The sequence below is a fragment of the Enterobacter sp. DVT3837 genome (assembly GCF_056238685.1).
The window spans coordinates 562,268-588,732 of sequence record NZ_JBWDLA010000002.1; the positions used below are offsets into that span (position 1 = coordinate 562,268).

Annotated in this window: 27 protein-coding genes; 13 read left to right on the forward strand and 14 right to left on the reverse strand. The window is 52.9% G+C overall.

The features are described from left to right. The first annotated feature begins 104 nt into the window (after positions 1-104). The 5 genes from pgpB to yciH all read left to right on the forward strand — a co-directional run bounded on the left by pgpB (position 105) and on the right by yciH (position 3,754). Positions 105-872, forward strand: coding sequence for a phosphatidylglycerophosphatase B (gene pgpB, locus AC0XWG_RS17580; protein WP_475680858.1), 768 nt, complete (start codon positions 105-107; stop codon positions 870-872). Positions 873-1,020: 148 nt separating this feature from the next. Next, positions 1,021-1,329 (forward strand): LapA family protein, encoded by a 309-nt coding sequence (locus AC0XWG_RS17585; RefSeq protein WP_023312067.1) that lies wholly within the window; start codon positions 1,021-1,023, stop codon positions 1,327-1,329. Positions 1,330-1,335: 6 nt separating this feature from the next. Continuing rightward, complete coding sequence (gene lapB, locus AC0XWG_RS17590; RefSeq protein ID WP_028018803.1) at positions 1,336-2,505, forward strand: lipopolysaccharide assembly protein LapB; 1,170 nt, start codon at positions 1,336-1,338, stop codon at positions 2,503-2,505. A gap of 185 nt (positions 2,506-2,690) precedes the next feature. Then, the gene (pyrF, locus tag AC0XWG_RS17595) at positions 2,691-3,428 is read left to right on the forward strand and encodes an orotidine-5'-phosphate decarboxylase (protein WP_475681117.1); all 738 of its coding nucleotides are present in this window, start codon (positions 2,691-2,693) and stop codon (positions 3,426-3,428) included. Then, entirely contained in the window at positions 3,428-3,754 is a 327-nt protein-coding gene (gene yciH, locus AC0XWG_RS17600; RefSeq protein ID WP_028018805.1) for a stress response translation initiation inhibitor YciH, read from the forward strand. Before pyrF ends, yciH begins: the two co-directional genes overlap by 1 nt. A gap of 106 nt (positions 3,755-3,860) precedes the next feature. Here yciH and osmB read toward each other — a convergent pair whose 3' ends face one another. The 3 genes from osmB to AC0XWG_RS17615 all read right to left on the reverse strand — a co-directional run bounded on the left by osmB (position 3,861) and on the right by AC0XWG_RS17615 (position 5,321). Continuing rightward, the gene (gene osmB, locus AC0XWG_RS17605; protein WP_028018806.1) at positions 3,861-4,079 is read right to left on the reverse strand and encodes an osmotically-inducible lipoprotein OsmB; all 219 of its coding nucleotides are present in this window, start codon (positions 4,077-4,079) and stop codon (positions 3,861-3,863) included. Positions 4,080-4,342: 263 nt separating this feature from the next. Further along, positions 4,343-5,095: a DNA-binding transcriptional regulator YciT gene (yciT, locus tag AC0XWG_RS17610; RefSeq protein ID WP_028018807.1), complete on the reverse strand. Its 753-nt coding sequence runs from the start codon at positions 5,093-5,095 to the stop codon at positions 4,343-4,345. 43 nt (positions 5,096-5,138) lie between these two features. Further along, positions 5,139-5,321, reverse strand: coding sequence for a YciZ family protein (locus tag AC0XWG_RS17615; protein ID WP_114977050.1), 183 nt, complete (start codon positions 5,319-5,321; stop codon positions 5,139-5,141). A gap of 193 nt (positions 5,322-5,514) precedes the next feature. Here AC0XWG_RS17615 and AC0XWG_RS17620 point away from each other — a divergent pair, with 193 nt between their 5' ends. Then, positions 5,515-6,384 carry a crotonase/enoyl-CoA hydratase family protein gene (locus AC0XWG_RS17620; RefSeq protein ID WP_128347591.1) on the forward strand — a complete coding sequence of 290 codons (870 nt, stop codon included), beginning with the start codon at positions 5,515-5,517 and terminating at the stop codon, positions 6,382-6,384. Here AC0XWG_RS17620 and pdeR read toward each other — a convergent pair. The 10 genes from pdeR to pspF form a co-directional block, all read right to left on the reverse strand. Beyond that, entirely contained in the window at positions 6,381-8,372 is a 1,992-nt protein-coding gene (gene pdeR / locus AC0XWG_RS17625; protein ID WP_128347592.1) for a cyclic di-GMP phosphodiesterase, read from the reverse strand. The two genes, AC0XWG_RS17620 and pdeR, sit on opposite strands and share 4 nt — an antisense overlap. A 323-nt stretch (positions 8,373-8,695) precedes the next feature. Beyond that, positions 8,696-10,630, reverse strand: coding sequence for an exoribonuclease II (locus AC0XWG_RS17630; RefSeq protein WP_028018810.1), 1,935 nt, complete (start codon positions 10,628-10,630; stop codon positions 8,696-8,698). 88 nt (positions 10,631-10,718) lie between these two features. After that, a complete protein-coding gene (locus AC0XWG_RS17635; protein ID WP_128347593.1) occupies positions 10,719-11,705 on the reverse strand; it encodes a carboxymuconolactone decarboxylase family protein in 987 nt (328 codons plus the stop codon). 154 nt (positions 11,706-11,859) lie between these two features. Next, on the reverse strand, positions 11,860-12,648 hold the full coding sequence (gene fabI, locus AC0XWG_RS17640) for an enoyl-ACP reductase FabI (RefSeq protein WP_003856831.1): 789 nt from the start codon (positions 12,646-12,648) through the stop codon (positions 11,860-11,862). A gap of 124 nt (positions 12,649-12,772) precedes the next feature. Then, positions 12,773-13,579: a putrescine export ABC transporter ATP-binding protein SapF gene (gene sapF, locus AC0XWG_RS17645; protein ID WP_028018817.1), complete on the reverse strand. Its 807-nt coding sequence runs from the start codon at positions 13,577-13,579 to the stop codon at positions 12,773-12,775. 1 nt (position 13,580) lies between these two features. Beyond that, entirely contained in the window at positions 13,581-14,573 is a 993-nt protein-coding gene (gene sapD / locus AC0XWG_RS17650) for a putrescine export ABC transporter ATP-binding protein SapD (RefSeq protein ID WP_028018818.1), read from the reverse strand. Further along, on the reverse strand, positions 14,573-15,463 hold the full coding sequence (gene sapC / locus AC0XWG_RS17655) for a putrescine export ABC transporter permease SapC (protein WP_475680859.1): 891 nt from the start codon (positions 15,461-15,463) through the stop codon (positions 14,573-14,575). Before sapC ends, sapD begins: the two co-directional genes overlap by 1 nt. Further along, positions 15,450-16,415 carry a putrescine export ABC transporter permease SapB gene (sapB, locus tag AC0XWG_RS17660; protein WP_028018820.1) on the reverse strand — a complete coding sequence of 322 codons (966 nt, stop codon included), beginning with the start codon at positions 16,413-16,415 and terminating at the stop codon, positions 15,450-15,452. Before sapB ends, sapC begins: the two co-directional genes overlap by 14 nt. Further along, positions 16,412-18,052 (reverse strand): ABC transporter substrate-binding protein SapA, encoded by a 1,641-nt coding sequence (gene sapA, locus AC0XWG_RS17665; protein ID WP_028018821.1) that lies wholly within the window; start codon positions 18,050-18,052, stop codon positions 16,412-16,414. Before sapA ends, sapB begins: the two co-directional genes overlap by 4 nt. 88 nt (positions 18,053-18,140) lie before the next feature. Next, positions 18,141-19,118 carry a phage shock protein operon transcriptional activator gene (gene pspF / locus AC0XWG_RS17670; protein WP_128347594.1) on the reverse strand — a complete coding sequence of 326 codons (978 nt, stop codon included), beginning with the start codon at positions 19,116-19,118 and terminating at the stop codon, positions 18,141-18,143. A 166-nt stretch (positions 19,119-19,284) separates the two neighbouring features. Here pspF and pspA point away from each other — a divergent pair, with 166 nt between their 5' ends. From pspA to tyrR, 7 genes are all read left to right on the forward strand, one after another. Continuing rightward, the gene (gene pspA / locus AC0XWG_RS17675; protein ID WP_028018823.1) at positions 19,285-19,953 is read left to right on the forward strand and encodes a phage shock protein PspA; all 669 of its coding nucleotides are present in this window, start codon (positions 19,285-19,287) and stop codon (positions 19,951-19,953) included. Positions 19,954-20,007: 54 nt separating this feature from the next. After that, positions 20,008-20,232, forward strand: a complete 225-nt coding sequence (gene pspB / locus AC0XWG_RS17680) for an envelope stress response membrane protein PspB (protein WP_028018824.1) — start codon at positions 20,008-20,010, stop codon at positions 20,230-20,232. Beyond that, positions 20,232-20,591, forward strand: coding sequence for an envelope stress response membrane protein PspC (gene pspC, locus AC0XWG_RS17685; RefSeq protein WP_028018825.1), 360 nt, complete (start codon positions 20,232-20,234; stop codon positions 20,589-20,591). The genes pspB and pspC overlap by 1 nt, the downstream gene beginning before the upstream one ends. Positions 20,592-20,603: 12 nt before the next feature. Continuing rightward, positions 20,604-20,822, forward strand: a complete 219-nt coding sequence (gene pspD / locus AC0XWG_RS17690; protein ID WP_028018826.1) for a phage shock protein PspD — start codon at positions 20,604-20,606, stop codon at positions 20,820-20,822. Between the two features lie 115 nt (positions 20,823-20,937). Further along, positions 20,938-22,335 carry a YcjX family GTP-binding protein gene (locus AC0XWG_RS17695; protein WP_028018827.1) on the forward strand — a complete coding sequence of 466 codons (1,398 nt, stop codon included), beginning with the start codon at positions 20,938-20,940 and terminating at the stop codon, positions 22,333-22,335. Then, a complete protein-coding gene (locus AC0XWG_RS17700; protein WP_028018828.1) occupies positions 22,332-23,384 on the forward strand; it encodes a YcjF family protein in 1,053 nt (350 codons plus the stop codon). Before AC0XWG_RS17695 ends, AC0XWG_RS17700 begins: the two co-directional genes overlap by 4 nt. Before the next feature lie 112 nt (positions 23,385-23,496). Then, positions 23,497-25,038: a transcriptional regulator TyrR gene (gene tyrR / locus AC0XWG_RS17705; RefSeq protein WP_049006928.1), complete on the forward strand. Its 1,542-nt coding sequence runs from the start codon at positions 23,497-23,499 to the stop codon at positions 25,036-25,038. 36 nt (positions 25,039-25,074) lie between these two features. On the opposite strand, the gene AC0XWG_RS17710 is transcribed toward tyrR, so the two are convergent. Continuing rightward, positions 25,075-26,283 carry an aldose 1-epimerase family protein gene (locus AC0XWG_RS17710; protein WP_108089776.1) on the reverse strand — a complete coding sequence of 403 codons (1,209 nt, stop codon included), beginning with the start codon at positions 26,281-26,283 and terminating at the stop codon, positions 25,075-25,077. Positions 26,284-26,465 lie beyond the last annotated feature (182 nt).

The following is a 26,465-nucleotide window of genomic DNA, read 5'->3' on the forward strand; positions in this document are numbered from 1 at the left end:
TAATGGGCACCATGCTATATGAACGTTAAACGCACGATCCGACATATCCACGTATCGAATAAATTTCAGTTATGATTGTGACGCTTAGCAAAAAAGGAGAAGACATGCTTTCAATCGCCAGACGTACGGCAGCAGGTGCGGCCATTTTACTGATTATGCCTCTGGCCGTATGGGTTTCGGGCTGGATGTGGCAGCCTGGGCAGAATGCGGCATGGCTGAAAACGTTATATTGGATAACGGAAACCGTCACACAGCCGTGGGGAATTATTACCCATGTCCTTCTCTGCGCGTGGTTTCTGTGGTGTCTGCGTTTTCGACTGCGGGCAGCGCTAATGCTTTTTGCGATCCTCGGTGCTGCCATTTTGATTGGTCAGGGCGTGAAATCCTGGGTTAAAGATCGCGTTCAGGAGCCACGGCCTTTTGTCGTCTGGCTGGAAAAAACTCACCATATTCCTGTGGATGAATTCTACAATTTAAAACGTAAAGATCGTGGCGCACTGGTGAAAGAACAGCTTGCTGAACAGCAGGATATTCCGAAGTTTTTGCGTAAACACTGGCAAAAAGAGACGGGGTTCGCGTTTCCTTCTGGCCACACCATGTTTGCGGCCAGTTGGGCGTTACTGGGCGTTGGATTACTCTGGCCGAGACGTCGAACCGTGACTATCGTGATTTTACTGGCCTGGGCGACCGGAGTGATGGGCAGCCGCCTATTGCTGGGGATGCATTGGCCGCAGGACCTGGTGGTCGCTACGCTGATCTCATGGCTGCTGGTCACGCTGGCGACCTGGCTTGCCGAACGACTCTGCGGTCCGTTAACGCCACCGCTCGAAGAGAAAGAAGAAATTGCCGAAAGGGAGCAAAGTGACGGTTGACGGTTGATAATCCGTCTTTCGCCCATAAATCCATAGCTGGCGCGTTACTTTTTCCGTTTCGCGCCCGTCACTAAAATGGTAGTTTATAAGACTGATTGCGGTGAATTGAACACACTTTATTCGCTTGAACCACATAACGGGAAGTAATGTGAAATATTTACTCATTTTCTTACTGGTATTGGCGATTTTTGTCATTTCAGTCACATTGGGTGCACAAAACGACCAACAGGTGACGTTTAACTATCTGCTGGCGCAGGGCGAGTACCGGGTATCGAGCCTGCTGGCGGTCTTATTTGCTGCGGGCTTTGCCATTGGCTGGCTGGTTTGTGGTCTTTTCTGGTTAAAAGTCCGTGTTTCTCTTGCGCGCGCTGAACGTAAAATTAAACGCCTCGAAAATAACATTGCGCCTGCGTCCGACATTCCGGAAAGCTCTGGTGTGCCGGTCGTGAAGGAATAATCGACTATGCTGGAGTTGTTGTTTCTGCTTTTGCCTGTAGCCGCAGCCTATGGCTGGTATATGGGCCGCAGAAGTGCGCAACAAACAAAGCAGGATGAGGCCAACCGACTCTCCCGTGACTACGTTGCGGGGGTTAACTTCCTGCTGAGTAATCAGCAGGACAAAGCGGTAGACCTGTTCCTCGATATGCTGAAAGAGGATACGGGAACCGTTGAAGCGCATCTCACCCTGGGGAACCTGTTCCGCTCACGCGGCGAGGTTGACCGCGCAATTCGTATCCACCAGACCCTGATGGAAAGTGCCTCCCTGACCTACGACCAGCGACTCCTTGCGGTACAACAGCTGGGGCGGGATTATATGGCCGCAGGGCTGTACGATCGTGCTGAAGATATGTTCTCGCAGCTGGTGGATGAAACTGATTTCCGTATCGGCGCACTACAGCAGCTGCTGCAGATTTATCAGGCCACCAGCGACTGGCAAAAAGCTATCGATACCGCGGAACGTCTGGTTAAGCTGGGTAAAGATAAACAGCGCGTAGAGATAGCGCATTTCTACTGCGAATTAGCCCTTCAGCAGATGGGCAGCGACGACATGGACAAAGCCATGGCGTTGTTGAAGAAAGGCGCAGCCGCCGATCGTAATAGCGCGCGTATTTCGATCATGATGGGGCGCGTCTTTATGGCGAATGGCGATTACGCCAAAGCCGTTGAAAGCTTGCTGCGTGTTATCGACCAGGACAAAGAGCTGGTCAGTGAAACGCTGGAGATGCTGCAAACCTGCTATCAACAGTTGGGTAAGCAGGAAGAGTGGGTGGCGTTCCTGCGTCGTTGTGTGGAAGAGAATACCGGTGCGACCGCAGAGCTGATGCTTTCAGACGTGGTTGAGAAGTATGAGGGGAGCGACACCGCGCAGGTTTATATTACGCGTCAGTTGCAGCGTCATCCGACCATGCGGGTATTCCATAAGCTGATGGATTACCACCTGAATGATGCTGAAGAGGGGCGTGCTAAAGAGAGCCTGATGGTGCTGCGCGACATGGTAGGCGAGCAGGTGCGCAGCAAGCCGCGCTATCGTTGCCAGAAGTGCGGGTTTACGGCGTATACTCTCTACTGGCACTGTCCTTCATGCCGTGCATGGTCCACCATCAAGCCAATTCGTGGCCTCGACGGGCAGTAATTTTTTAAAACACTGCATTTTAGTTACAACATACTGATGATGTTTACCGCTTCCTGAACTCCGTGCGGTTTGCCAGCCTGGCAGGAAAACAAATGGATTCTGTCAATTTGCGGCGGCGGCAGGTAGAATGCTCGCCGTTTATCTGTTCCGCGCCGCTGCGCGCCCATAGACGAAAAGGGCTGGTCATGACGTCTGTTACTTCCTCCATTTCCCGCGTAATTACGGATTCTCCTGTTGTTGTTGCGCTTGATTACAATAAGCGCGACGCAGCTCTGGCCTTTGTCGACGGTATCGATCCTCGCGACTGCCGTCTGAAAGTTGGCAAAGAGATGTTCACGCTGTTTGGGCCGCAAATCGTACGCGATCTGCAACAGCGCGGCTTTGACGTTTTCCTCGACCTTAAATTCCATGATATTCCAAATACCACGGCGCACGCTGTTGCTGCAGCCGCGGAGCTGGGGGTATGGATGGTTAACGTTCATGCGTCGGGTGGAGCAAGAATGATGACGGCCGCCCGCGAAGCGCTTCTGCCGTTAGGTAAAGACGCGCCTCTGCTGATTGCGGTCACCGTGCTGACCAGTATGGACGAAAGTGATTTACGCGACCTGGGTGTGACGTTGTCACCTGCGGAACATGCTGAGCGCCTCGCACGTCTGACACAAAATTGCGGTCTTGATGGTGTTGTCTGTTCGGCTCAGGAGGCGGTGCGTTTCAAATCAGTCCTGGGTCAGGATTTTAAACTTGTTACCCCGGGGATCCGCCCTGCAGGCAGCGACGTGGGTGATCAGCGCCGTATAATGACACCTGAACAGGCACTGGCTGCAGGTGTTGATTACATGGTCATCGGACGTCCGGTGACGCAGTCTGCGAACCCGGCAGAGACCCTTAAGGCTATCAACGCGTCGCTGAAAAAGGGGGCGTAATGACAGATTCCAACAGCCGTCTTGTTTACTCTACCGAAAGCGGACGGATAGACGAACCGAAAACGAAAGCGGAACGTCCGAAGGGGGACGGTATTGTTCGGATCCAGCGTCAGACCAGTGGGCGAAAAGGAAAGGGGGTATGCCTTATCTCCGGGATCGATCTGGATGATGCGGAACTGGCAAAGCTGGCGGCTGAACTGAAAAAGAAATGTGGCTGCGGTGGTGCCGTGAAAGACGGCATAATCGAAATTCAGGGTGATAAACGCGATTTAATTAAATCGCTGCTCGAAGCCAAAGGCATGAAAGTTAAGCTGGCAGGCGGCTAACAGAAATAAGCCACGACAAATGCCGTGGCTTGTTTTATATACGTGCGTAAGTCAGACCTGAAATGCGTTCTAAATAGAGTAATATCGGGGATGGCTTATCGAATTATTATTTACCAACCTGGTGACCGATAATACCACCGACAGCCGCCCCACCTAATGTCCCCAGCGTACTACCATCTGTTAATACTGCACCACCGAGAGCACCGGCACCGGCACCAATAGCGGTGTTGCGGTCACGTTTAGACCAGTTAGAGCAAGCGCTCAGGGACATTGCTACAGTGATTGCCAGAACAGCGGCGGCTACTTTTTTGCTGGTTAAGGTCATAATACTTTCTCCTGAATTATCGATTCACGGAAAGATGTACACATTAAGTATAGACGAATCGAATACTTAATTCTGTTCTCCGCGAAAGCTGGTCGCGCAGGCGTTACGTAATCACGCAGGTGATAGTCACTTCCTGTTATATCGCTAACATTAATTTTACGACTTTAGGCCAGCTTAAACAGGTAAAAACTCTTAAAGGGAGGTTAGGAATCATCTCAGAGAATGGGCTGCGTATGCGCCCGAAAGTCGGGCGCATAATGTGCTCAGGCGGGGGTTTTAATAATATTGACGATGAGTCCGTCATCTTCCAGTTTATTACGGTGGACGTCGCTCAAACGTTCATCGGTAATGACGCGACTAAAGCGAGAAATTGGCCCCATTGTATAAGGGTGAACAGCGCCAAATTTAGAGCTATCCGTAAGCACAATGGCTTCACATTCTTTTTCGAGTACAGCATTTACTACGTCAGAACGCATCATATCCCGGCCGGTGAAACCTGTCTCCGGTTGCCAGCCGTCGATCCCGATAAACGCCTTGCTGAAATGAACCTGCTGGACATACTGGCGTGTCAGAGGACCTACCATACTTTCACTTTTTTTCTGGTAAATTCCCCCCAGCAAAATCACTTCACAGCGTGTTTCTTTGAGTAAATGCGCGATATAGCTGCTGACCGTGATGATGGTAACGTCTTTTTGATCGGCAAGCGTACGCGCCAGAAGGGCATTGCTGCTGCCGTTTTCAATAAAAACGGTCTCACCATTGTTCACTAAAGACGCGGCAAATTCTGCCAGTTCACGTTTAAGCGCGTAGTTATTCATCATTCGCGTTTCAACGTCTTCGCTGTCGAGTGGGACAGCATATCCATGCGCACGACGCAGGTAACTCTGTTTTTCCAGCAGATTAAGATCCTGACGGATGGTGACTTCAGAAACACCCGTGGTTTTAGCGAGATCGACCACACTTACGCGCCCCTGATCGATGACCATCTGCAAAATAATTTGTTGTCGGGAATTCATAGCATCCATTTAATAAAGCGGAACGAGGTCGGGAACGCTGGGGTTAAACTTCCCACGGCGCCTTTGGCTGTCGGTTTTCTGGCGCAATGTCGGCGCCATTCTGAGCAAGAAGTTCAGACTTCAGGATCTCAAGATTACGGATCGCAGAGTGATAATCGCCCGCCACCAGGATATCCAGCACGGTATCAATACGTTGTGCTACAGCTTGTGCATCAATAGTAGACATAATCTCACCCCAGGAGCGAAAAGTTAATATTTTCAATGATGCAGAAAATAGGATCAAAAGAGAAGGGAAAAAATGCAATAACTAAATTACATAAACAACAGTGATAAATTTATTCCCTCTCATGCAGTGGGCTTAATGAGTGGATTAGTCTAAAACTGCGCGCAAGGCGCTTTTTTATAAGAGGAATTAGACTATGACAGTTATCAATCAGCCTACATGCACACTGTTTACCGATTCTAAACGTTTCACGCAGTTATCAGGGTATTACGAGGCGGAGCGCCGTACAGTCTGGATGATGCTGCAGGCCCAGCCGCGTCCTTGCTTCAATCATGCGCTAATTGAGGAGATCATGAACCTCTCATGGTTGGTGCGTCAGTCCGGTTTTGAGGTCGATTTTTGGATAACCGGGTCGCTGGTTCCAGAAATGTACAATACAGGAGGTGATTTACAGTTCTTCGTCGAGTGCATTCAGAACGGACGTCGGGAAGCGTTACGGGCATATGCACGCGCCTGCGTTGATTGCGTTCATGCGGCATCACGCGGGTTTGATTCGGGGGCTATCACGCTGGCAATGGTAGAAGGCAGTGCGTTAGGTGGCGGGTTTGAGGCCGCTCTGGCGCACCATTTCGTACTGGCTCAGCGCGATGCCCGTTTAGGTTTCCCCGAGATTGCCTTCAACCTGTTCCCGGGCATGGGGGGATACTCACTTGTTGCACGTCGCTCCGGTATGAAACTGGCAGAGGAGCTCATCTATAAAGGGGAATCGCATACGGCAGAATGGTACGAACAGCACGGGCTGGTGGATGTGCTGTTTGAACCTGGACAAAGCTACGTCTCTGTCAGGACATTTATCGACACGCTGCGGCCAAAATTGAACGGTATAAGATCAATGTTACGTGCCCGTACACGCGTTCTGCAATTGCCCCGCAGCGAGTTGATGGACATTACAGAAGACTGGGTTGATGCCGCATTCTGCCTCGAGCCAAAAGATATCGCCTATATGGAGCGTCTGGTTATACTGCAAAACCGCCATCATGCGGCGGGTTTACGCAAAGCCAGTTAACGCTGATTTCGCGATTGATATCGTTTTAGCCATCGCTCGAATACGGCAGCGGGCATCGGCTTAGCAAAAAGAAAACCCTGCCGTTCGTTGACGCCATTCTTAGTCAGAAAGGCGTCTTCTTTTGCACTTTCCACGCCTTCCGCAATCACCTGCAGATTTAACGCCTGTGCCACCGCAACAATCGCGCGAACCAGGGACTGGGAGATGGATTGCTTATGAATATCCCTGACAAAAGATTGATCGAGTTTAATGGCATCGATCGGGAATCGGGCCAGTTGCGAGAGCGAAGAGTAGCCCGTGCCAAAATCATCCAGATGAATTTGCGCCCCTAACTTGCTGAACTGCTGGATTACTGAAAGCGCCAGCTCTTCGTTCTCGATAAGACAGCTTTCGGTTAACTCAACGTCCACAGGGCAGTATTCAAAGTTCAGATCTTTGAGCGCCTGTTTTAAATCACTGAAAATAGTCTGATCGGCCAGCTGGCGCGCAGAGACGTTCACGGCCACGCGCAGATTAATCCCCTTGTCGCGCCATTTAGCGATCTGGCGAACCACGTCCAGCATCACCCAGCGACCTAAGGGCACAATCAAACCCGACTCTTCGGCATAAGAGATAAATTCCAGCGGAGGGATCAAACCGCGTTCTGGTGACTGCCAGCGGACCAGCGCTTCAAGACTACGGACTTCCCCACGCCAGGTTATTTTGGGCTGGTAGTGGATCAGCAACTGATCGTTATCAAGCGCTTTACGCAGGTTGGTGTCCAGCCAGAGATATTCAAACACGCGCTGGTTCATCTCAGGTGAGAAGACACAAAACTTACCCCGTCCGTTCTCTTTGGCGGTGTACATCGCAGTATCGGCATTGCGAATGACGCTTTCCCGGTCAATGCCATGCTGTGGTGCGAGCGCGATACCCAGAGAACAACCGGTGTAAATTTCAATCAGACCAATTCTGAACGGCTGGCGCAGACGGGTTAAAATGCGCGACGCCATTGCCTCCAGAGAACTCTGCGAGGTATTTGTGGCCATGACAATAAACTCATCACCACCGAGTCGAGCCAGTATCTGGCCCTCATCAAGACAACTCAAAATAGCGAGGGCGACAGCCTGTAGCAGCTGATCGCCAAACATATGCCCGTAGGCATCGTTGACCTTTTTGAAGTTATCAAGATCGAGATAGACCACGCCAACCTGCGTTTCGCCACGGCTGTCGATGGCATCTGAAATCAGTTCGTGGATCGCATTGCGGTTTGGCAACCCGGTGATGGTGTCGGTATTGGCCAGCACGCGCAGCCGCTCCTGAGCACGACGTTCCTCTGTAATATCGGTACCGGAACAGATAAGAAAAATTTCATTTTTACCGCTGCCGCTGTGAACAAATTTGTTTCTGAACAGAAACAATCTTTGTCCTTTTCGCGTTTTGATCCAGCGTTCGACTTCATACGAACTGCCGTTACGAAAGAAACCGGTAATGTTGCGCTTTGAGGCCGCTGCTTCGCTGCGGCTCATAAAGAGCTTAAACACGTTCTGGCCAATGACTTCGTGTTCTTTCAGGCCGGTGTACTCTTCACTTAGTCGGTTAAAACGCTGGATATTACCGTTATGATCGAGAATAACAATGACGGAGTTGGCCTCTGAGACGACCTGTTCCGCAAATGAGAGACCCTGTGCCAGATCGCGGGCCACGGAGGGGGTATCATTCCAGGAGGACGCGGTGCCAGCCCACTCATTACGGGTTATTTTGCGTCCGACAAGATGGACAGGGACATTTTCCCCGTACAAAGAGAGCGTCATTGAAATGCTGGAGGTAATAACAGTTAACTGACGGATGAGGTCAGCCTGTTCGTCGTCCAGCGACACCACCTGAGTCACGTCAGCATTTTCACTTGCGGCAAGATGCAGAGCGTTGCTGTCAGCTGATAATCGCCACCACGGGCTGTGAGTGCCCATGTAACGAAACAGCAAATTCTGCTCCAGATCGTCCATCATGTATTCTCCCGCAGCTGCTCATTAGCGCACAAATTATTCATTTGCTGTCGACTTTTCCGTTGTGAAACAGCGGCAAAACCGAAGTGAACTTATTGTTTTTTCCCTGAATTCTTATAATAAAACGAGTCACGCTAAAAAGGATACGTAGCGTATAAAAATTCACGTAACCGAATATAACAACACTCTTTTACTGTAGATAATTATGGTGAGTTTGGGCGGAGGGAGATTGAAAATAGTAAGAAAAAGTGATGATTTTGTGGTGAAAGATAAAAGTAAAATGTCGGCCTCTCCTGCAAAGAAAGGACCGACATTTTAACAGGTTATCAGGCGACAGGGCGCGCGATAATGCTGCGGGTTTCCATGCGAACTTCAGCGATGTTTACGTCAATCACATCTGTGACTTTGTAAACCGTTTCACCTTTAATTTGCACAGTCCCATTTTCCTGGCTACAGACCATTTCGTCACGGACAGCGTGCAGGAACGGAGCAGGGATAAAGGCGACAGCACCGTTATCCACCAGACGGACGCGCATACCGCCACGGCTGATATCAATGATCTCCGCAGCAAAGCGGGTATCTGTACCGGTTTTGTCCTTCAGGAAACGCGCGTACAGCCAGTCCCCAACGTCACGTTCTGCCATCCGGTTCAGACGACGACGATCGGCCATCTGCTGGGTGGTATCGTCCTGAGGACGTGCAATCGTTTCGCCTTTGATAATCGCTTTCAGCAGGCGGTGGTTAACCATATCGCCATACTTACGGATCGGGGATGTCCAGGTCGCGTAGGCTTCCAGGCCAAGACCAAAGTGCGGGCCTGGCTCTGTGCTGATTTCCGCGAAGGACTGGAAGCGACGAATGCGGCTATCCAGGAAACCAGAAGGCTGTGCGTCAAGCTCGCGACGAAGCTTGCAGAAGCCCGGCAGCGTCAGTACTTCTTCTGGATCAACGTGCACATCGTGATTTTTCAGCAAGGCTGCCAGCGCTTCGGTATTGGCCGGATCAAATCCAGTGTGGACGTTGTAAATGCCAAAGCCCAGTTTGTCTCGCAGCACGCGAGCGGCGCAAATGTTGGCAGAAATCATCGCTTCTTCAACAATGCGGTTGGCAATGCGTCGTGGCTCGGCCACGATATCCAGCACTTCGCCTTTTTCACCCAGAACAAAGCGGTAATCCGGACGGTCTTTGAACACCAGCGCATGGGTTTTACGCCACTCGCCGCGGTTCAGACAGATACGGTGCAGCAGACGAATCTGAGCGGCAATGGCGTCTGATTCCGGTTTCCAGCTGCCGGTGTTCTCCAGCCAGTCGGAAACATTGTCATAAGCCAGCTTGGCTTTTGATTCAATGGTCGCGGCGAAGAACTCAATATCATCTTCAATCGTGCCATCTGCAGCGATGGTCATGCGGCAGGCAAGTACCGGACGCACTTCATGTGGACGCAGTGAACAGAGGTCGTCTGACAGCTCGCGCGGCAGCATCGGGATGTTAAAGCCAGGCAGGTAGTTGGTGAATGCGCGGGTTTTCGCCGTATCGTCCAGCTTGCTGCCTTCAGCAATCCACGCGGTTGGGTCCGCAATGGCGACAGTCAAATGCAGTTTGCCATCGGCACTCTCTTCAGCGTAGAGGGCATCATCCATATCTTCTGTACTGGCGCTGTCAATGGTGACAAATTCCAGGGCAGTGAGATCGCGACGAACTAGGCCTTCATCCTGCATCTCAGTTGTAACGCCATTCGGCGCCTCTTTTTCAAGATTATGGCGTGCAAGCGTCACCCACCACGGCACGAAATGGTCGTCGCCAAAGGTGATGAACTGGGTCAATTCAGCATAAAAACCGCGATCGCCTTTCAGAGGATGACGGCGCATTTCTGCTACTGCCCAGTCACCTTCTTTAAAATCATGCTCAACGCCACGGGCGGCGCGGCAGGGAATAGCATCTTTCAGCAGGGGATGATCCGGCACGATAGAAAGACGATCGTCTTTTCTCTGCACCTTGCCCACAAAACGGGTCAGGAACGGTTCGATCAGTTCTTCCGGCTCGGCGGACTCACGATCCTTCTCGGTATGAATGACGGCCATGACGCGATCGCCATGCATCACTTTTTTCATCTGCGGTGGCGGAATGAAATAGCTTTTCTGCGCGTCAACTTCAAGGAAGCCAAAACCCTTTTCTGTGGCTTTTACGACCCCTTCTGCACGCGGCGTCTGGGAATGCAGTTGCTGTTTAAGCTGCGCTAGCAGCGGGTTGTCCTGAAACATAATGTTCTATTTTCGTAGCCATTGAGCGGCTGACAGTTTTACGCGATTCTCACTGTATCAGCAAGCGCTCTTTGGGTAATTAGTATGGTTATTCCTCTTTACCAAACGCGACGTTCAGACGATTGAGCCAGCCATCAAATGCGCTTTGGCTTAGCAGTTCGATTGCATGTACGGCAGGGAGTCCTGCATCCATGAGCGGGGTAAACTGTGCGGCGCTGAAGCGGTCAGGAGAGCGTGTCAGCAGTTCTGTTGCTGCCGAAAGTGCGGGAGAGGTCAGAGAAATCTCTTCGCGAATGTTGATCAGGATTTCTCCCGTCAGGTCGAGTAGCGTCGGTTCATGGCAAAGGACCGGTGTCAGCGCTTCAAGCGCGGGTTCCGACTGCCAGCGGGAGAGAGATTCAAGCTGATGTGCACTTGCATAGCGCAGTTCGACGACGGGTAAAAGCGGTACCCACGCGTCATGGGGCGTGGGCAGGCTGTGCGGCTGAATATGATGGCCCGGCAACCAACGAACAGGATGTCCCAGCAGAGCCTGAAACACCGCGACTACGCGAGCCTGAAAACCAATAAAGCCGATAATCTGGTTAATCACCACAATGTCGTAGGTTGACAGGCCCACCTCATCAAGCTGGTTCCGGGCTTTATCATCAATGACATCAGGAGAGCTGGCGAGCTGGCGGGCATACTGGGTGATTTGCGCCAGACGTCGGTTGCTTTCACGCGAGGAGTCCGGGCCGGGAAGCGGGGCGAGGAGGGCGGCGTAGTGGTTACACAGCCGCTGAACGCCGCAGGCCTGCGCAACGGTTAACGCGGTACTGAGCCGATCGTAAGCGCTGAGCGTTTGCAGGCGATTCACGGGAACTGAGAGCGGAAACAGCAGTTGGCATAAGGCTCTGGCAGGAGTAAGCCAGCCAGTACAGGCGGCAACAATCTCATCAGTCAGGGCTAAATCGAGCAAAAAACGATCGTCGACGTTAGCGGCTTCGGGCACCAGGGGCAGAACATCCGTTTGCGCGTGGTTGGACTGGGTTTCGTGGTACCAGTGGCCTTTGCCGGAAAAACGGCGTTGTTCCATGTGCGTTCCTTGATCTCAAAATGGCGATCAATATCCTGGCGTAAGGCTGATAAAGGGAAAAATATTGTTAGGTGATAACAAATAGCAGAACGGAATAACGAAGGGGTGGTGCGGAGGGAAAAACTCTCTTCCCATGCGGGAAGAGAGTCAAAACTTATTTAATTTCCAGCTCGTTCATTGCCGCGATGTTGAAGCCACCGTCAACGTGAACCACTTCACCGGAGATACCCGCGGAAAGGTCAGAGCACAGGAATGCAGCAGAGTTACCCACGTCTTCAATGGTAACGGTACGACGAATCGGGGTAACCGCTTCGCAGTGTGCCAGCATTTTACGGAAATCTTTAATACCGGAAGCCGCCAGGGTACGGATTGGGCCTGCAGAGATGGCGTTAACGCGCACACCTTCAGGACCCATTGCGTTCGCCATATAGCGTACGTTGGCTTCCAGAGACGCTTTAGCCAGACCCATAACGTTGTAGTTAGGGATGGCACGTTCTGCGCCCAGGTAGGACAGGGTCAGCAGCGCTGCGCCCGGGTTCAGCATCGCGCGGCAAGATTTAGCCATCGCCACGAAGCTGTAAGAGCTGATGTCGTGAGCGATTTTGAAGCCATCACGGGTAACCGCGTTCACGTAGTCGCCGTCCAACTGGTCGCCAGGAGCGAAGCCGATGGAGTGAACGAAACCGTCGAATTTCGGCCATGCTTTTGCCAGTTCAGCAAACATGCCATCGATGCTTTCGTCTTGTGCAACGTCACATTCCAGAACAATGCTGGAACCCAGCTGCGCGGCAAACTCTTCAACACGGCCTTTCAGCTTGTCGTTCTGGTAGGTGAACGCCAGCTCAGCGCCTTCGCGGTGCATAGCCTGTGCGATGCCGTATGCGATGGACAGTTTGCTGGCAACGCCGGTCACCAGAATGCGCTTACCGGAAAGAAAACCCATAGCTTTAATCCTTATATTCATTGTTGTGGCGATCGTCATCTTCTTGGGACAATCGTCGTTAAAACGCGGCGATAATATCACGTGTCGCGTGCTTAGTTAATCCGACCACTCTTTCAACGCGCGGTTAACGGTCTTTTCGCCATGCATCGGCGGTCAATGCTTCACCAAAATGCCCGGCAATCAGTCTTTTCGTCAGTTCATGAAGCGGGGACGCCATCACATCCGCCGTGCTGCCGCGCTCGACGACTTCCCCCTGGTGCATGACCATGACCTGGTCGCTGATATGTTTCATCATCCCCAGATGTTGGGTGACGTAGATATAAGAGATACCCTGTTTTTCCTGCAATTCCAGCATCAGGTTGATTAACTGCGAACGCATCGACATATCCAGCGAGGCAAGCGCTTCGTCGGCAATGATCACTTTCGGGCGCAAAATCAACGCGCGCGCCAGGCCCAGACGCTGTTTCTGACCCGGGGCTAACATATGCGGGTAATAGCTTTCGTGATCGGGCAACAACCCAACCATACGCAGGGTTTCAAAGATACGCTTACGGCGCGCCTCTGGCTCCAGGTCGGTGTTCAGACGCAGCGGAAAATCCAGAATTTGCGAAATGCGCTGACGTGGATTGAGCGAGGTTGACGGATCCTGGAAAATCATACGGATGCGCTGGCTACGGAAAGAGTAATCACCGAATTCCAGGGGATGATCGTCAATCAACACTTCGCCTGCCGTCGGTTCAACCATGCCGGCGAGCATTTTCGCCAGGGTGGATTTCCCGGAACCGTTCTCGCCGATGATCGCCAGGGTCTGTTTTTCACGCAGCGTAAAGCTCAGCGGTTTCACCGCGTCAACGGTTTGACGATGAAACAGCCCCGTACGGTAGCGAAAGGTCTTACTCAGGTTGCGAACTTCCAGCAAAGTTTCGACCATTTCACTCTCTCTCCATGTTCAGTGGGAAATGACAGGCGTAAAGATGATTTTTGGCCCCGGTCAGGCGTGGTGTCTCAATACATTTACGCTGAGCATACGGGCAACGCGGGCCTAGACGACAGCCTATCGGCAAGGACTCCAGCAGTGGAATGGCTCCTGGCAACGTATTCAGGCGACTCTTATGCGGCATGGCGCTGCCAAAATCCGGAATGGCACGGATCAGCGCCTGCGTGTATGGATGATGCGGCGCGTTGATCAAATCTTCACTGGGCGCTGTTTCGACCGTTTGCCCGCAGTACATGACATCAATTTTGTCGGCCCATTTGCTAAGCATCTGCAGGTCATGGCTGATCAGCAAAATGGTGGTATTGTTATTCTGGTTGAGACGCGACAGCAGGCGGAAAATTTGCGCCTGCGTGGTCGGTTCCATCGCGTTTGTCGGCTCGTCGGCAATCAGCAAACGCGGTTGATTAGCCAGCGCGATGGCAATCATCACTTTCTGACACTCGCCGTCGGTCAGCTCATACGGGAAGCTGCGCATGGCATCTTTATGATCTTTGATCCCGACGCGGTGCAGCAGCTCAATGGCGCGACGCTTGCGCCAGCCAATGCGCTGCCACCAGCGGCCTTTATAGGTCCAGCCTGGTATGTTCTGCATCAGCTGTTTGCCCACGCGCTCGGACGGGTCGAGACAGGATTGTGGCTCCTGGAAAATCATTGAGACGTTATGGCCCACCAGCTTACGACGCTCGCGGTGGGAGAGGCGCAGCAGGTCAATATCATCGAACCGCATACGGTCAGCGGTCACGCGCCAGTTATCTTTTGCCACACCGCAGATGGCTTTAGCGATCAGGCTCTTGCCCGAACCGGATTCTCCCACCAGCCCGCGAATTTCACCCTCAGCGAGCGTGATACTGATGCGATCGACGGCTTTAACCCAGCCTTCACCGGTTTTGAACTCGATAGTGAGGTTGCGAATATCAAGAAGCGGCATTATTGCACCCCCGCGTTAATTGCACGGCGAATACCGTCGCCCAGCAGGTTGATAAGCAGCACGCTCACCATAATGGCCGCACCTGGCAACATAACCACCCACGGCGCCACGTAGATGAGCTCCAGGGCATCGCCGAGCATTGCACCCCATTCAGGTGACGGCAGCTGTGCGCCGAGGTCGAGGAAACCGAGCGCCGCGATGTCCAGAATCGCCATCGACAGGGTGCGGGTGATCTCGGTGACCAGCCCGGAAGCGATGTTCGGCAGAACGGCGAACCACAGAATATTGAACGTTGTTGCCCCGTCCAGACGGGCGGCGACGACATACTCTTTTTCCAGCTCATCATGCACCATGCTGTAAACCGAGCGAACGATGCGGGGTAAAATCGCTAGCCAGACGGCGAACATGGCATGCGACAGATGCGGACCCGCAAACGCGACGACAATGATTGCCAGCAGCAGAGACGGGATCGAGAGCAGGGTGTCCAGAATGTGGTTCAACACCGCCGAACGCAGGCCATGGGTGGAACCTGCAAAAATGCCGAGCGCCAGACCACAGATCGTTGCCGCAAAGGTCACCACAAATGCGCCACCCACCGTTGGCGCTGCACCGCTCAACAGGCGGCTCAAGACGTCACGACCCAGGTCGTCAGTGCCCAGGAAGAAAGAGACCTCACCGTAGCGTGACCAGGAAGGCGGCAGCAGCTGATAGCCAAGGAACTGTTGGTCAATGCCATACGGCGCAAACCACGAGCCAAAGACGCAAAGCAAGACCAGACCGGCACAGCCATACAGGCCGATCATTGCCGTGGTGTCACCATAGAATTTACGCCACACGGTACGCAGCACACCGGGCGTGCGCTTTTCACTGTATACGTTATCGTAAGGCATACCATTCCTTATGCTTCAATGGGTTAGCCATCGCACCCAAAATATCGGAGATCACGTTAACAATAATCACCAGCGAGCCAATCACCATGACACCTGCGGAAATAGCCGCATAGTCCTGCTGGCGGATGGCGTTTATCAGCCAGCGTCCGAGCCCCGGCCAGCTAAAGACCATCTCGGTGATCATTGCCAGCGTTAACATGGTGGAGAACTGTAGCCCGAGTCGTGGGATCACCGGTGGCAGCGCATTGTGTAGCACATGACGGCGCAAAATGGTCAGACGTGATAATCCACGCGTGGCGGCGGCTTTGACATAGTTTTGATCAAACACCTCGATGGTGCTCAGACGCATCAGACGGATCACTTCGGTCGTTGGGGCAACCGCCAGCGTTAGCACCGGCAATACCATATGGCGCAGCGCGCTGACGATCATCTCATGACGCCACACCGAATCAGAGAGCCATGCGTCTATGATTGCAAAACCGGTCACCGATTTAACGGTATAGAGCAGGTCAAAACGACCGGAGACCGGAAGCCAGCCCATGGTCAGTGAGAAGAAAAGCGTCAGCAGCAGCGCCAGCCAGAAGACAGGGATCGAGAAGCCGAGCAGGGCGAGAGCGCTGATAAACTTATCCTGCCATTTGTTGCGATAAATTCCGGCCAGCATGCCCACGGGAATGCCGACCATCAAAGCAAAGCCGAAGGCCAGAATGCACAGTTCCATCGTGGCCGGAAAAACCTCTTTTAGCTGATCGGAGATCAACTGCCCGTTAATGCTGGAGACGCCAAAATCCCAGTGCAGTAGACCGTTAAACCAGAAGATCCAGGCATCCCACAGCGATGACCCCTGAAGTGGGGCATGCGGCGTGAAATAGCTCAGGCTGAAGCCGACGAAATTCAGGAAAAAGAGCGTCACCAGCAACAGAAGAAGCCGACGTAAGGTAAAAATAATCATGGTTTTTTCACCTCTTGTTCTTTTTCGCGCGACACTCCGGCGAACGAGGCGTTGCCAAACGGGCTCAACACCAGACCTTTAATATCATAACGATAGGCCTGAAGGCGCAGGGAAGAGGCCAGCGGCAGTACGGGCAACTCCTGGGCAAGGATCTTCTGTGCTTCATCATAGGCGTCGATACGTGAGGCCAGCTGCTGGGAAGCCAGTGCTTTTTGCAGCACAGCGTCAAACTCCCGGTTACACCAGTGGGCATAGTTGGTCTGCGAGTTGATCGCCGCACAGCTCAGAAGCGGCCGGAAGAAGCTGTCCGGATCGTTACTGTCGGTCGCCCAGCCGGTCAGGGTTAAATCATGGTTCATGTCCATCAGGCGTGCCTCCTGGAAACGACCCTCAACCGGTACGATGATCACTTTCACGCCCACCTGCGCCATATCGGCCTGCAGCAGTTCGGCGGTTTTCAGTGGACTTGGGTTCCATGCCTGGGAGCTGGTGGGCACCCAAAGTTGCAGGGTCAGGTTTTCCGCGCCCAGCGCTTTCAGTTGTTCACGCGCTTTTGCCGGATTGTACTCCGTAATTTTAGCTTCACCGTCATAGGCCCATGAGGCGCGCGGTAAAATTGAGGCGGCGGTTTCCGCCGTGCCGTAGTAGATCGACTGCATCAGGCGCTGATTGTTGATCGCCAGCGCAAGGGCATGGCGGACGGCAGGATTATTTAACGGCGGTTTGTCGGTATTAAACGCCAGATAGGCAATATTCATACCCGGGCGTAACGTCAGGCGCAGGCGCGGATCGTCGCGCAAAATGGTGAGCTGGCTGGCAGCAGGCCAGGCGAGCACGTCGCACTCCCCGGTCAGCAGTTTTGACAGTCGTCCCGTCCCGCCAGAACCGAGATCGACCACGACCTGCGGCATCAGCGGCGTGCCGCGCCAGAAATGCTCGTGACGTTGCAGGCGAATATATTGACCCGCGCGGTATTCGGCGAGCTGGAACGGACCGGTGCCGACAGGTTGACGATCGAGCAGCTCCTGATGGTCCGATTTAGTCAGATTCGCCGCATATTCAGCAGACATGACTGACGCATAATGGGTTGCCAGGTGCCAGAGGAAGGAGGCATCCGGGCGCGTCAGTGTAAATTCAACGGTCCGGTTATCCAGCTTGCGCACGCTTTTAACCGTGTCGGCAAACTGCAGGCTGTCGAAATAGGGGAAGTTGCTGCCGTTTACATTATGCCACGGGTGGTTGCGGTTAAAGATTCGCTGGAAGGTAAAGACCACATCATCCGCATTCAGCTTGCGCGTTGGGGTAAACCACGGCGTTTTTTGAAACGCGACATCATCACGCAGATGAAAACGGTAGGTGGCGCCGTTATCAAGCACTTCCCAGCTTTCCGCAAGCTCAGGCACCAGACGATAGGTGTAAGGATCGACATCCAGCAGACGATCGTAAAGTTGTGCGGCAAGCGTATCGACAATCAGGCCGCTGCCCGCCTTTTGCGGGTTGAAAGTATCCACCTGACCGCTTACGCAATAGACGAAGCCGCTGTCACGAATATCAGGCTGCGCAACGTGCTCGGGCGCAGCAAAGGCCAGGCTGCTGAAGAGACCGAGTGCAAAAAAGGACGATAAAACCAGACGCATAATTTTTAAGGTTTTTAGGTTCGATCTGCAAAGTGTATCGCACTTACGCCTGCTTCGTAAAAATGTCTGCGGGTAAGTGCTGATATTGTCAGCGCATTTGATGCTTTTTGAGCAATGCCCTTAATTGATGGTAGGTCAGACCCAGGAGTTCAGCCGCGCGTTTCTGGTTATATTTCGCCGTCTTCAGACTTTGCTCAAGCAACTGCTGCTCCTGATGATGCTGAAACTGACGCAAATCAAGAGGAAGAGTGGGTGACTCGCTTGCTAACGACGGTGCGGAAGCCGGCTGCATGGTGCGCTGGAAAGGATCGATAATGATGTTATCCAGCTCCGTCTCACTGCTGCCGTGGCGGTAAACAGAACGCTCAACGACGTTTTTCAGTTCACGGATATTGCCCGGCCAGCGGTAAGCAAGGAGTGTTTCCTGAGCAGATTCGCTGAAACCTGGAAACAGCGGCAGGCCGAGCTCCCGGCACATCTGAATAGCAAACTGCTCTGCCAGCAGCATGATGTCGCTTTTGCGCTCGCGCAGCGGTGGAAGCTGAACGACGTCAAAAGCCAGGCGATCAAGCAGATCGGCACGGAATTTTTCCTCCGCCACCATTTCCGGCAGGTTGGCGTTAGTGGCGCACACCAGGCGCACATTGACCTGCAGCGGCTGGCTGCCGCCGACGCGTTCCAGCTCGCCGTACTCAATCACGCGCAGCAGTTTTTCCTGCACCAGCATGGGGGCGGTGGCCAGTTCATCAAGAAAGAGTGTGCCGCCATCGGCGCGTTCAAAACGCCCCGGATGGCGTTTTTGAGCGCCGGTAAACGCGCCCGCTTCATGGCCGAAAAGCTCGGTGTCGAGCAGATTTTCATTCAGCGCCGCACAGTTGAGGGAAATGAAGGGGCCATCCCAGCGCCCGGATAGATAATGCAGGCGGTTGGCGATCAGTTCCTTACCCGTACCGCGCTCACCAATGATGAGCACCGGTTTATTCAGCGGCGCGAGGCGAGAGACCTGTTCCAGCACTTCCAGAAAACTGTTTGCTTCACCGAGTAGATTGTCTTTGTATCCAGGCATGATGAAATTAACCACTCCTTAGCGATATTCACCAGGTAAGCATAGTTATCCGTTGCGTTAAAATCAATCAGTTCGATTAAAATCAATAAGATAAAAAACTGGCATGGTATTTGTATTATCTGTACAGCAGGGCATTGCCCGATAACAGAACTATGAGGATTAGATTATGGGTATTTTTTCTCGTTTTGCCGACATCGTGAACGCCAACATCAACTCACTGCTTGAGAAAGCGGAAGATCCGCAGAAGCTGGTACGTCTGATGATTCAGGAGATGGAAGACACGCTGGTTGAAGTGCGTTCTACCTCCGCCCGTGCGCTGGCTGAGAAGAAACAGTTAACGCGTCGTATTGAACAGGCTACCGCTCAGCTGAATGAATGGCAGGAAAAAGCCGAGCTTGCGCTGCGTAAAGATAAAGAAGATCTGGCCCGTGCAGCGTTGATTGAAAAACAGAAGCTGGCGGACATGATTGCAGCGCTTGAGCATGAAGTGACGCTGGTGGATGACACTCTCAACCGCATGAAGAAAGAGATTGGTGAGCTTGAAAACAAACTGAGCGAAACCCGTGCGCGTCAACAGGCACTGGCTCTGCGCCACCAGGCGGCAAGCTCTTCACGAGACGTTCGCCGTCAGCTGGACAGCGGTAAACTGGATGAAGCGATGGCGCGTTTTGAATCGTTTGAACGTCGTATCGATCAAATGGAAGCGGAAGCCGAAAGCCATAGCATCGGTAAGCAGAAGTCGTTGGATCAACAGTTCGCTGACCTGAAAGCCGACGATGAAATCAGCGAGCAGCTGGCGGCACTGAAAGCCAAAATGAAGCAAGATAACCAATAATAATTTATGCGGCACCTGAGCGTGCCGCCATGCATCGTAAGACAAGGAGTACACATGAGCGCGCTTTTTCTGGCCATACCTCTGACTATTTTCGTGCTGTTCGTTTTGCCGATTTGGTTATGGCTGCACTACAGCAATCGTTCTTCACGGGGCGAGCTTTCCCAGAATGAACAACAGCGTCTGGTACAGCTATCGGAACAGGCGAATAAAATGCGCGAACGCATTCAGGCACTGGAAGATATCCTGGATGCCGAGCATCCAAACTGGAGGGATCGTTAATGTCTGGACTGAATCTGAACAAAAAACTGTGGCGAATTCCGCAGCAGGGTATGGTGCGCGGCGTCTGCGCCGGGCTGGCCCATTATCTTGATGTTCCAGTGAAGCTGGTCCGTGTCGTCACGGTATTGTCTATTTTCTTCGGCCTCGCGTTTATCACCCTGGTGGCGTACATCATTCTGTCATTTGTGCTCGACCCGATGCCGGAAGGTGAACTGGCTGCGGAAGGTGCGCCAACCAGCAGCGATCTCCTGAATGCAGTGGACGATCAACTGGCCGCAGGTGAAAAGCGGTTGCGGGAAATGGAGCGCTATGTCACCTCGGATACCTTTACGCTGCGCAGTCGTTTTCGTCAGCTTTAAGAGAGAGCCTACATGAAGCAAAACTGGCAACAGGCCGGTCAGAAGGTCAAACCCGGCCTGAAAATCGCAGGTAAACTGGTCCTGCTGACGGCGTTACGTTACGGCCCGGCGGGTGTGGCGGGGTGGGCAATCAAATCTGTTGCCCGTAAGCCCGTCAGATTGTTGCTGGCCGTGGCGCTGGAGCCACTGCTGCAGAAACTGGCCGGACGTCTCGCAGGAAAATTTAAATAATAGTGGTATGGCATGCGCATCAGCGTGCCGTTTCACTGTACGGTTTTATTCCTTTCATGTAGCCCCCATGTCATATTTTTAAAAAGAGATAATCCTTCAGGCAAAAAGGACGGCGATGAAGCGACTTAAGAACGAATTCAATTCACTGGTGAACCGCGGTGTTGACCGTCATTTGCGTCTGGCGGTGACAGGTTTGAGCCGCAGTGGTAAGACGGCATTTATCACCGCGATGGTGAATCAGCTTCTTAACCTGCACGCCGGGGCACGCTTGCCTTTGCTTAGCGCCGTGCGGGAAGAGCGTCTGCTGGGCGTTAAGCGCGTACCTCAGCGCGATTTTGGCATTCCACGATTTACGTATGATGAAGGGCTGGCACAGCTTTATGGCGACCCACCCACGTGGCCGACGCCAACCCGAGGGGTAAGTGAAATTCGTCTTGCGTTACGCTTTCGTTCCAATGAATCCCTGATGCGCCACTTCAAAGATACCTCAACACTGTATCTTGAAATCGTCGATTATCCTGGCGAATGGCTGCTCGATTTACCCATGCTGGCGCAGGATTATCTTAGCTGGTCCCGTCAGATGACGAGTTTGTTACAGGGTCACCGCGCGGAGTGGTCAGCAAAATGGCGGCAATTGTGCGAAGGCTTAGATCCGCTCGCGCCTGCTGATGAAAACCGTCTGGCGGCTATCGCGGAAGCCTGGACGGCCTATCTGCATCAGTGCAAACAGGAAGGCCTGCATTTTATCCAGCCGGGGCGTTTTGTCCTGCCGGGCGATTTAGCCGGAGCGCCCGCGCTGCAGTTCTTCCCGTGGCCGGACGTGGATGGCACCGGAGAGTCAAAACTGGCTCAGGCCGACAAGCACACGAATGCCGGGATGCTGCGCGAGCGTTACAATTACTACTGTGAAAAGGTGGTCAAAGGTTTCTACAAAAACCACTTTTTACGTTTTGATCGTCAGATAGTGCTGGTGGATTGTCTTCAGCCGCTTAACAGCGGGCCACAGGCTTTCAACGATATGCGCCTCGCGCTGACACAGCTGATGCAGAGTTTTCACTATGGTCAGCGGACGTTATTTCGCCGCCTGTTCTCGCCGGTGATCGACAAGCTGCTGTTTGCGGCCACCAAAGCCGATCATGTTACGGTCGATCAACACGCCAATATGGTGTCGCTGCTGCAACAACTGGTCCAGGATGCCTGGCAAAATGCCGCTTTCGAAGGGATCAGCATGGATTGCCTTGGGCTGGCGTCCGTGCAGGCGACGCAAAGTGGGCTGATAGACCTTAACGGCGAAAAAATACCGGCATTGCGCGGGAACCGTCTCAGCGACGGCGAGCCACTTACCGTTTATCCGGGTGAAGTGCCCGCGCGGCTTCCAGGCCAGGCGTTCTGGCAGAGCCAGGGCTTCCAGTTTGAAGCCTTCCGACCCCAGGCCATGAGCGTCGATCAACCGTTACCGCACATTCGTCTGGATGCGGCACTGGAGTTTTTGATTGGAGATAAATTGCGATGACGGAACCGTTAAAACCACGCATAGACTTTACCGGAACGCTTGAGCAAAAGAATCAGGAAGCGTTTAAAACGGCACAAACGTTCAGTGGTGCGCAGGCTGAAAACTTTGCCCCGGCGCTGACGGAGGAGCCTGATGTAGAGGAAGGCCAGGCGGAAGCTGTCGTTGAGGCTGCTTTACGCCCGAAACGCAGCCTGTGGCGTAAGATGGTCACCGCCGGTCTGGCGCTGTTTGGCGTAAGTGTGGTTGGGCAGGGCGTACAATGGACGATGAATGCCTGGCAAACCCAGGACTGGGTCGCGCTCGGCGGGTGTGCTGCGGGTGCCCTGATTGTGGGGGCGGGTATTGGGTCGGTTGTAACGGAGTGGCGTCGCCTCTGGCGTCTGCGGCAGCGCGCGCATGAGCGCGATGAAGCGCGGGATCTGCTTCACAGTCACGCTACCGGAAAAGGTCGCGCATTTTGTGAAAAGCTCGCCAGTCAGGCTGGAATTGATCAATCGCATCCGGCACTTCAGCGCTGGTATGCCGCCATCCATGAAACCCAGAATGACCGCGAAGTGGTAACGCTCTATTCTCATATGGTCCAGCCGGTGCTGGATGCCCAGGCGCGGCGCGAGATTAGCCGCTCTGCGGCGGAATCCACGTTGATGATTGCCGTTAGCCCGCTGGCGCTGGTCGATATGGCATTTATCGCCTGGCGTAACTTACGCCTGATTAACCGTATCGCGAATCTTTACGGCATCGAGTTGGGTTATTACAGCCGGCTCAGACTGTTTAAACTTGTTTTGCTCAATATCGCCTTTGCCGGTGCGAGTGAGCTGGTGCGCGAAGTGGGAATGGACTGGATGTCGCAGGATCTGGCGGCACGGCTCTCAGCCCGTGCTGCTCAGGGTATTGGGGCAGGTTTATTGACGGCGCGTTTAGGCATTAAAGCGATGGAAGTCTGTCGTCCGCTTCCCTGGATTGATGACGACAAGCCGCGGCTGGGGGATTTCAGGCGCGAGTTGATCGGTCAGCTCAAAGAAACGCTCAATAAAAAACCTGCCCCTTGAGGTTTTGTTCACTAATCGTGCTGGCTGTCAATATTTGTTGACAGCCATCTTCCGGATCACCGTGTTCTGACATATCATTTTACTGTTATTGGCTTAAAACGGTGAATTTCCCATGCGTCTTGAAGTCTTCTGTGAAGACCGTCTCGGTCTGACCCGCGAATTACTCGATCTTCTTGTTTTACGTAGCATTGATTTACGTGGCATTGAGATCGACCCTGTCGGGAAGATTTACCTCAATTTTGCCGAAATTGAATTTAATACCTTCAGTAGCCTGATGGCCGAAATCCGCCGTATCGCTGGCGTTACGGATGTACGGACTATCCCGTGGATGCCCTCTGAGCGTGAGCATCTGGCGCTGAGCGCGCTGCTGGAAGCGATGCCAGAGCCTTTTCTCTCTCTGGATTTGAAAAGCAAAGTAGAACGCGTTAACCACGCCAGCTGCCAGCTTTTTGCGCAGAGCCAGGACAAGCTCAGCAACCACAACGCCGCGCAGTTGATTCCCGGTTTTAACTTCCAGCGCTGGCTGGACAGCAACCCCCAGAACACACATAGCGAGCACGTTGTTATCAACGGACAGAATTTCCTGATGGAGATCACGCCGGTCTATCTGAAAGGGGAAAGCAATACCCGCGTGTTAACTGGCGCGGTGATCATGCTGCGATCAACGTTACGTATGGGACGTCAGTTGCAAAACCTCTCCAGTCAGGATGTAGGGGCATTCAGCCAGATTATTGCCGTCAGCCCGAAAATGCGTCATGTGATTGACCAGGCCCGTAAGCTCGCGAGTTTGACTGCGCCGCTGCTGATTACCGGCGATACCGGCACCGGGAAAGACCTGCTCGCTCACGCCGTACACCTGGCGAGCCCGCGTGCTGCAAAACCGTATCTGGCGCTTAACTGCGCCTCTATCCCGGAAGATGCCGTCGAAAGCGAGCTGTTTGGTCATGCTCCGGAAGGCAAGAAAGGGTTCTTCGAGCAGGCGAACGGTGGTTCGGTGCTGCTGGACGAGATCGGCGAAATGTCGCCGCGCATGCAGGCTAAGCTGCTGCGTTTCCTGAACGATGGTACGTTCCGCCGCGTGGGTGAGGATCATGAAGTGCATGTGGACGTGCGCGTCATTTGCGCCACCCAGAAAAACCTGGTGGAACTGGTGCAAAAGGGGATCTTCCGCGAGGATCTCTATTATCGCCTCAACGTCCTGACACTCAACATTCCACCGCTGCGCGATTGTCCGCAGGATATCATGCCATTAACGGAACTGTTCGTGGCTCGCTTTGCCGACGAGCAGGGGGTTCCACGTCCTAAGCTGTCTGCCGATCTCGGCACGGTATTAATGCGCTATGGCTGGCCAGGTAACATTCGTCAGCTCAAAAACGCCGTTTATCGGGCTCTGACGCAGCTGGAAGGATATGAATTACGTCCGCAGGATATCCTGTTGCCTGATTACGACGCCGGGTCAGTATCCGTCGGTGAAGAGGCGATGGAAGGTTCACTGGATGAGATCACCAGCCGTTTCGAGCGTTCAGTGCTGACACAGCTTTATCGCAGCTATCCAAGCACCCGCAAGCTGGCGAAACGCCTTGGTGTCTCGCATACCGCGATAGCGAATAAGCTGCGTGAGTATGGTTTAAATCATAAGAAGGGCGACGAATAACAAAAAGCCTCTGTAAAGAGGCTTTTTTCTTTTCGCTTATTCCTTCGCAAGAGGCGTGGTTACGATTTCTGTTTTGGTGTCTCCCTGAATCGACGCAATTCTGTTTTCCACATCTTTCACCTGTTGCGGGTTGTGAAGCAGGGTATAGGTCAAATCAAACTGCGTGCTGGCTCCTGGCTGCAGCTGCTTAACGCGTTTCTGCTCGCGTTCGATGGTGACGGGGTACGCGTAGCTGGTACCTGGCTCAATGCCTGTCACATAACCCTGTTTCAGCGTGTCGGTGTTTTTCCAGAGAGTCAGCACGGGCAACTGGCGAGTATCAAACTGAATTGACGCACCTTTATCACCGGCTTTATTGATCACCGCTGCAAGCGTTTCGTGGTTATTATCCGCGAGAGGTTTGATATTAAAGACCATCTCATCAAAGCCTTTTGTTGGCCCTGCATAAGTCTGCCAGTCGTTAACACCGGCTTTGGCGTAATCATTGAATGGGCTCACGCTTACCGCCGGGGCAAGGAATCGCGCGCCTTCTTCGAGGATCGGTGTTCCAAAGTTACTGTGATAGATGATTTGATAATCATGAGGGTAATCAGCATGGTTAGTCAGAACATCATGCAGGCTGAACTGGTTGCTTCCAGGAACGTAACGCAGTTCGGTCATGGTCTGCAGATCGGCTTTCTTGAACGTACTCTCTTTGATTAAACCGCGAATGCGAATCTCATGTGGGGCAGCATCAGCAACTTCCACTTCCACCTGCGAGGCAGGCGTATTACCCGCCTTACCGTGAAGGGTATAGATTTGTCCATCAGCGGTGACCGGATGGCCTGTCCACTCATAGCCACATCGCACCATCATCTCATTGAAACCTTCCAGCCAGCCGAGCCCGTTTCGACTTTCCAGATTAATATAGGCCGGGTTCACGACCTCTTTAACTGGGGAATTCCACCCGAGTTTGGTACCAAACCCTTCGACGTGCAGGAGATCCATACCACGAGTCGGGCTTAACGCAATTGTCAGTCCATTTTTACTGCTGATGATGATGACTTTACTGCCTTCCTGTTTACCCCCGTGTAAGACTTTTTGCTCAATGCTGAACGTTTGATCTTTAACGTTCAGCTCACCGCTGGAAATCTTCCAGTTCCCTTTCTCCACGCTGCTTTCAGCACTTGTCAGCACCCAGGTTTTAGCCGCAACTTGGCCAGAGATCAGTACTGCGAGTATCGTAAACGCCAGTTTGATTTTCATTTTCATTCCTTTTTGCTGAAACGATTATTTGATTTCGTAAGAAAATCTAAAGGTTTAACAAAAATGGAAATGTGATGTGCTTCACCAGGCATGAAAATATGAATTTTGGGGAATGGTTATGGGATATAGATCGCTATATTGTTAAATATTGCGAATGGTTTTGCACAATTAATGTGAATTAT

Bases quoted from the DNA above. Each gene is read 5' to 3' on its own strand.
- pgpB (WP_475680858.1), top strand. From the start codon at position 105: ATGCTTTCAATCGCCAGACGTACGGCAGCAGGTGCGGCCATTTTACTG.
- lapB (WP_028018803.1), top strand. From the start codon at position 1,336: ATGCTGGAGTTGTTGTTTCTGCTTTTGCCTGTAGCCGCAGCCTATGGC.
- pyrF (WP_475681117.1), top strand. From the start codon at position 2,691: ATGACGTCTGTTACTTCCTCCATTTCCCGCGTAATTACGGATTCTCCT.
- yciH (WP_028018805.1), top strand. From the start codon at position 3,428: ATGACAGATTCCAACAGCCGTCTTGTTTACTCTACCGAAAGCGGACGG.
- osmB (WP_028018806.1), bottom strand. From the start codon at position 4,079: ATGACCTTAACCAGCAAAAAAGTAGCCGCCGCTGTTCTGGCAATCACT.
- yciT (WP_028018807.1), bottom strand. From the start codon at position 5,095: ATGAATTCCCGACAACAAATTATTTTGCAGATGGTCATCGATCAGGGG.
- AC0XWG_RS17615 (WP_114977050.1), bottom strand. From the start codon at position 5,321: ATGTCTACTATTGATGCACAAGCTGTAGCACAACGTATTGATACCGTG.
- AC0XWG_RS17620 (WP_128347591.1), top strand. From the start codon at position 5,515: ATGACAGTTATCAATCAGCCTACATGCACACTGTTTACCGATTCTAAA.
- pdeR (WP_128347592.1), bottom strand. From the start codon at position 8,372: ATGATGGACGATCTGGAGCAGAATTTGCTGTTTCGTTACATGGGCACT.
- AC0XWG_RS17630 (WP_028018810.1), bottom strand. From the start codon at position 10,630: ATGTTTCAGGACAACCCGCTGCTAGCGCAGCTTAAACAGCAACTGCAT.
- AC0XWG_RS17635 (WP_128347593.1), bottom strand. From the start codon at position 11,705: ATGGAACAACGCCGTTTTTCCGGCAAAGGCCACTGGTACCACGAAACC.
- fabI (WP_003856831.1), bottom strand. From the start codon at position 12,648: ATGGGTTTTCTTTCCGGTAAGCGCATTCTGGTGACCGGCGTTGCCAGC.
- sapF (WP_028018817.1), bottom strand. From the start codon at position 13,579: ATGGTCGAAACTTTGCTGGAAGTTCGCAACCTGAGTAAGACCTTTCGC.
- sapD (WP_028018818.1), bottom strand. From the start codon at position 14,573: ATGCCGCTTCTTGATATTCGCAACCTCACTATCGAGTTCAAAACCGGT.
- sapC (WP_475680859.1), bottom strand. From the start codon at position 15,463: ATGCCTTACGATAACGTATACAGTGAAAAGCGCACGCCCGGTGTGCTG.
- sapB (WP_028018820.1), bottom strand. From the start codon at position 16,415: ATGATTATTTTTACCTTACGTCGGCTTCTTCTGTTGCTGGTGACGCTC.
- sapA (WP_028018821.1), bottom strand. From the start codon at position 18,052: ATGCGTCTGGTTTTATCGTCCTTTTTTGCACTCGGTCTCTTCAGCAGC.
- pspF (WP_128347594.1), bottom strand. From the start codon at position 19,118: ATGCCTGGATACAAAGACAATCTACTCGGTGAAGCAAACAGTTTTCTG.
- pspA (WP_028018823.1), top strand. From the start codon at position 19,285: ATGGGTATTTTTTCTCGTTTTGCCGACATCGTGAACGCCAACATCAAC.
- pspB (WP_028018824.1), top strand. From the start codon at position 20,008: ATGAGCGCGCTTTTTCTGGCCATACCTCTGACTATTTTCGTGCTGTTC.
- pspC (WP_028018825.1), top strand. From the start codon at position 20,232: ATGTCTGGACTGAATCTGAACAAAAAACTGTGGCGAATTCCGCAGCAG.
- pspD (WP_028018826.1), top strand. From the start codon at position 20,604: ATGAAGCAAAACTGGCAACAGGCCGGTCAGAAGGTCAAACCCGGCCTG.
- AC0XWG_RS17695 (WP_028018827.1), top strand. From the start codon at position 20,938: ATGAAGCGACTTAAGAACGAATTCAATTCACTGGTGAACCGCGGTGTT.
- AC0XWG_RS17700 (WP_028018828.1), top strand. From the start codon at position 22,332: ATGACGGAACCGTTAAAACCACGCATAGACTTTACCGGAACGCTTGAG.
- tyrR (WP_049006928.1), top strand. From the start codon at position 23,497: ATGCGTCTTGAAGTCTTCTGTGAAGACCGTCTCGGTCTGACCCGCGAA.
- AC0XWG_RS17710 (WP_108089776.1), bottom strand. From the start codon at position 26,283: ATGAAAATCAAACTGGCGTTTACGATACTCGCAGTACTGATCTCTGGC.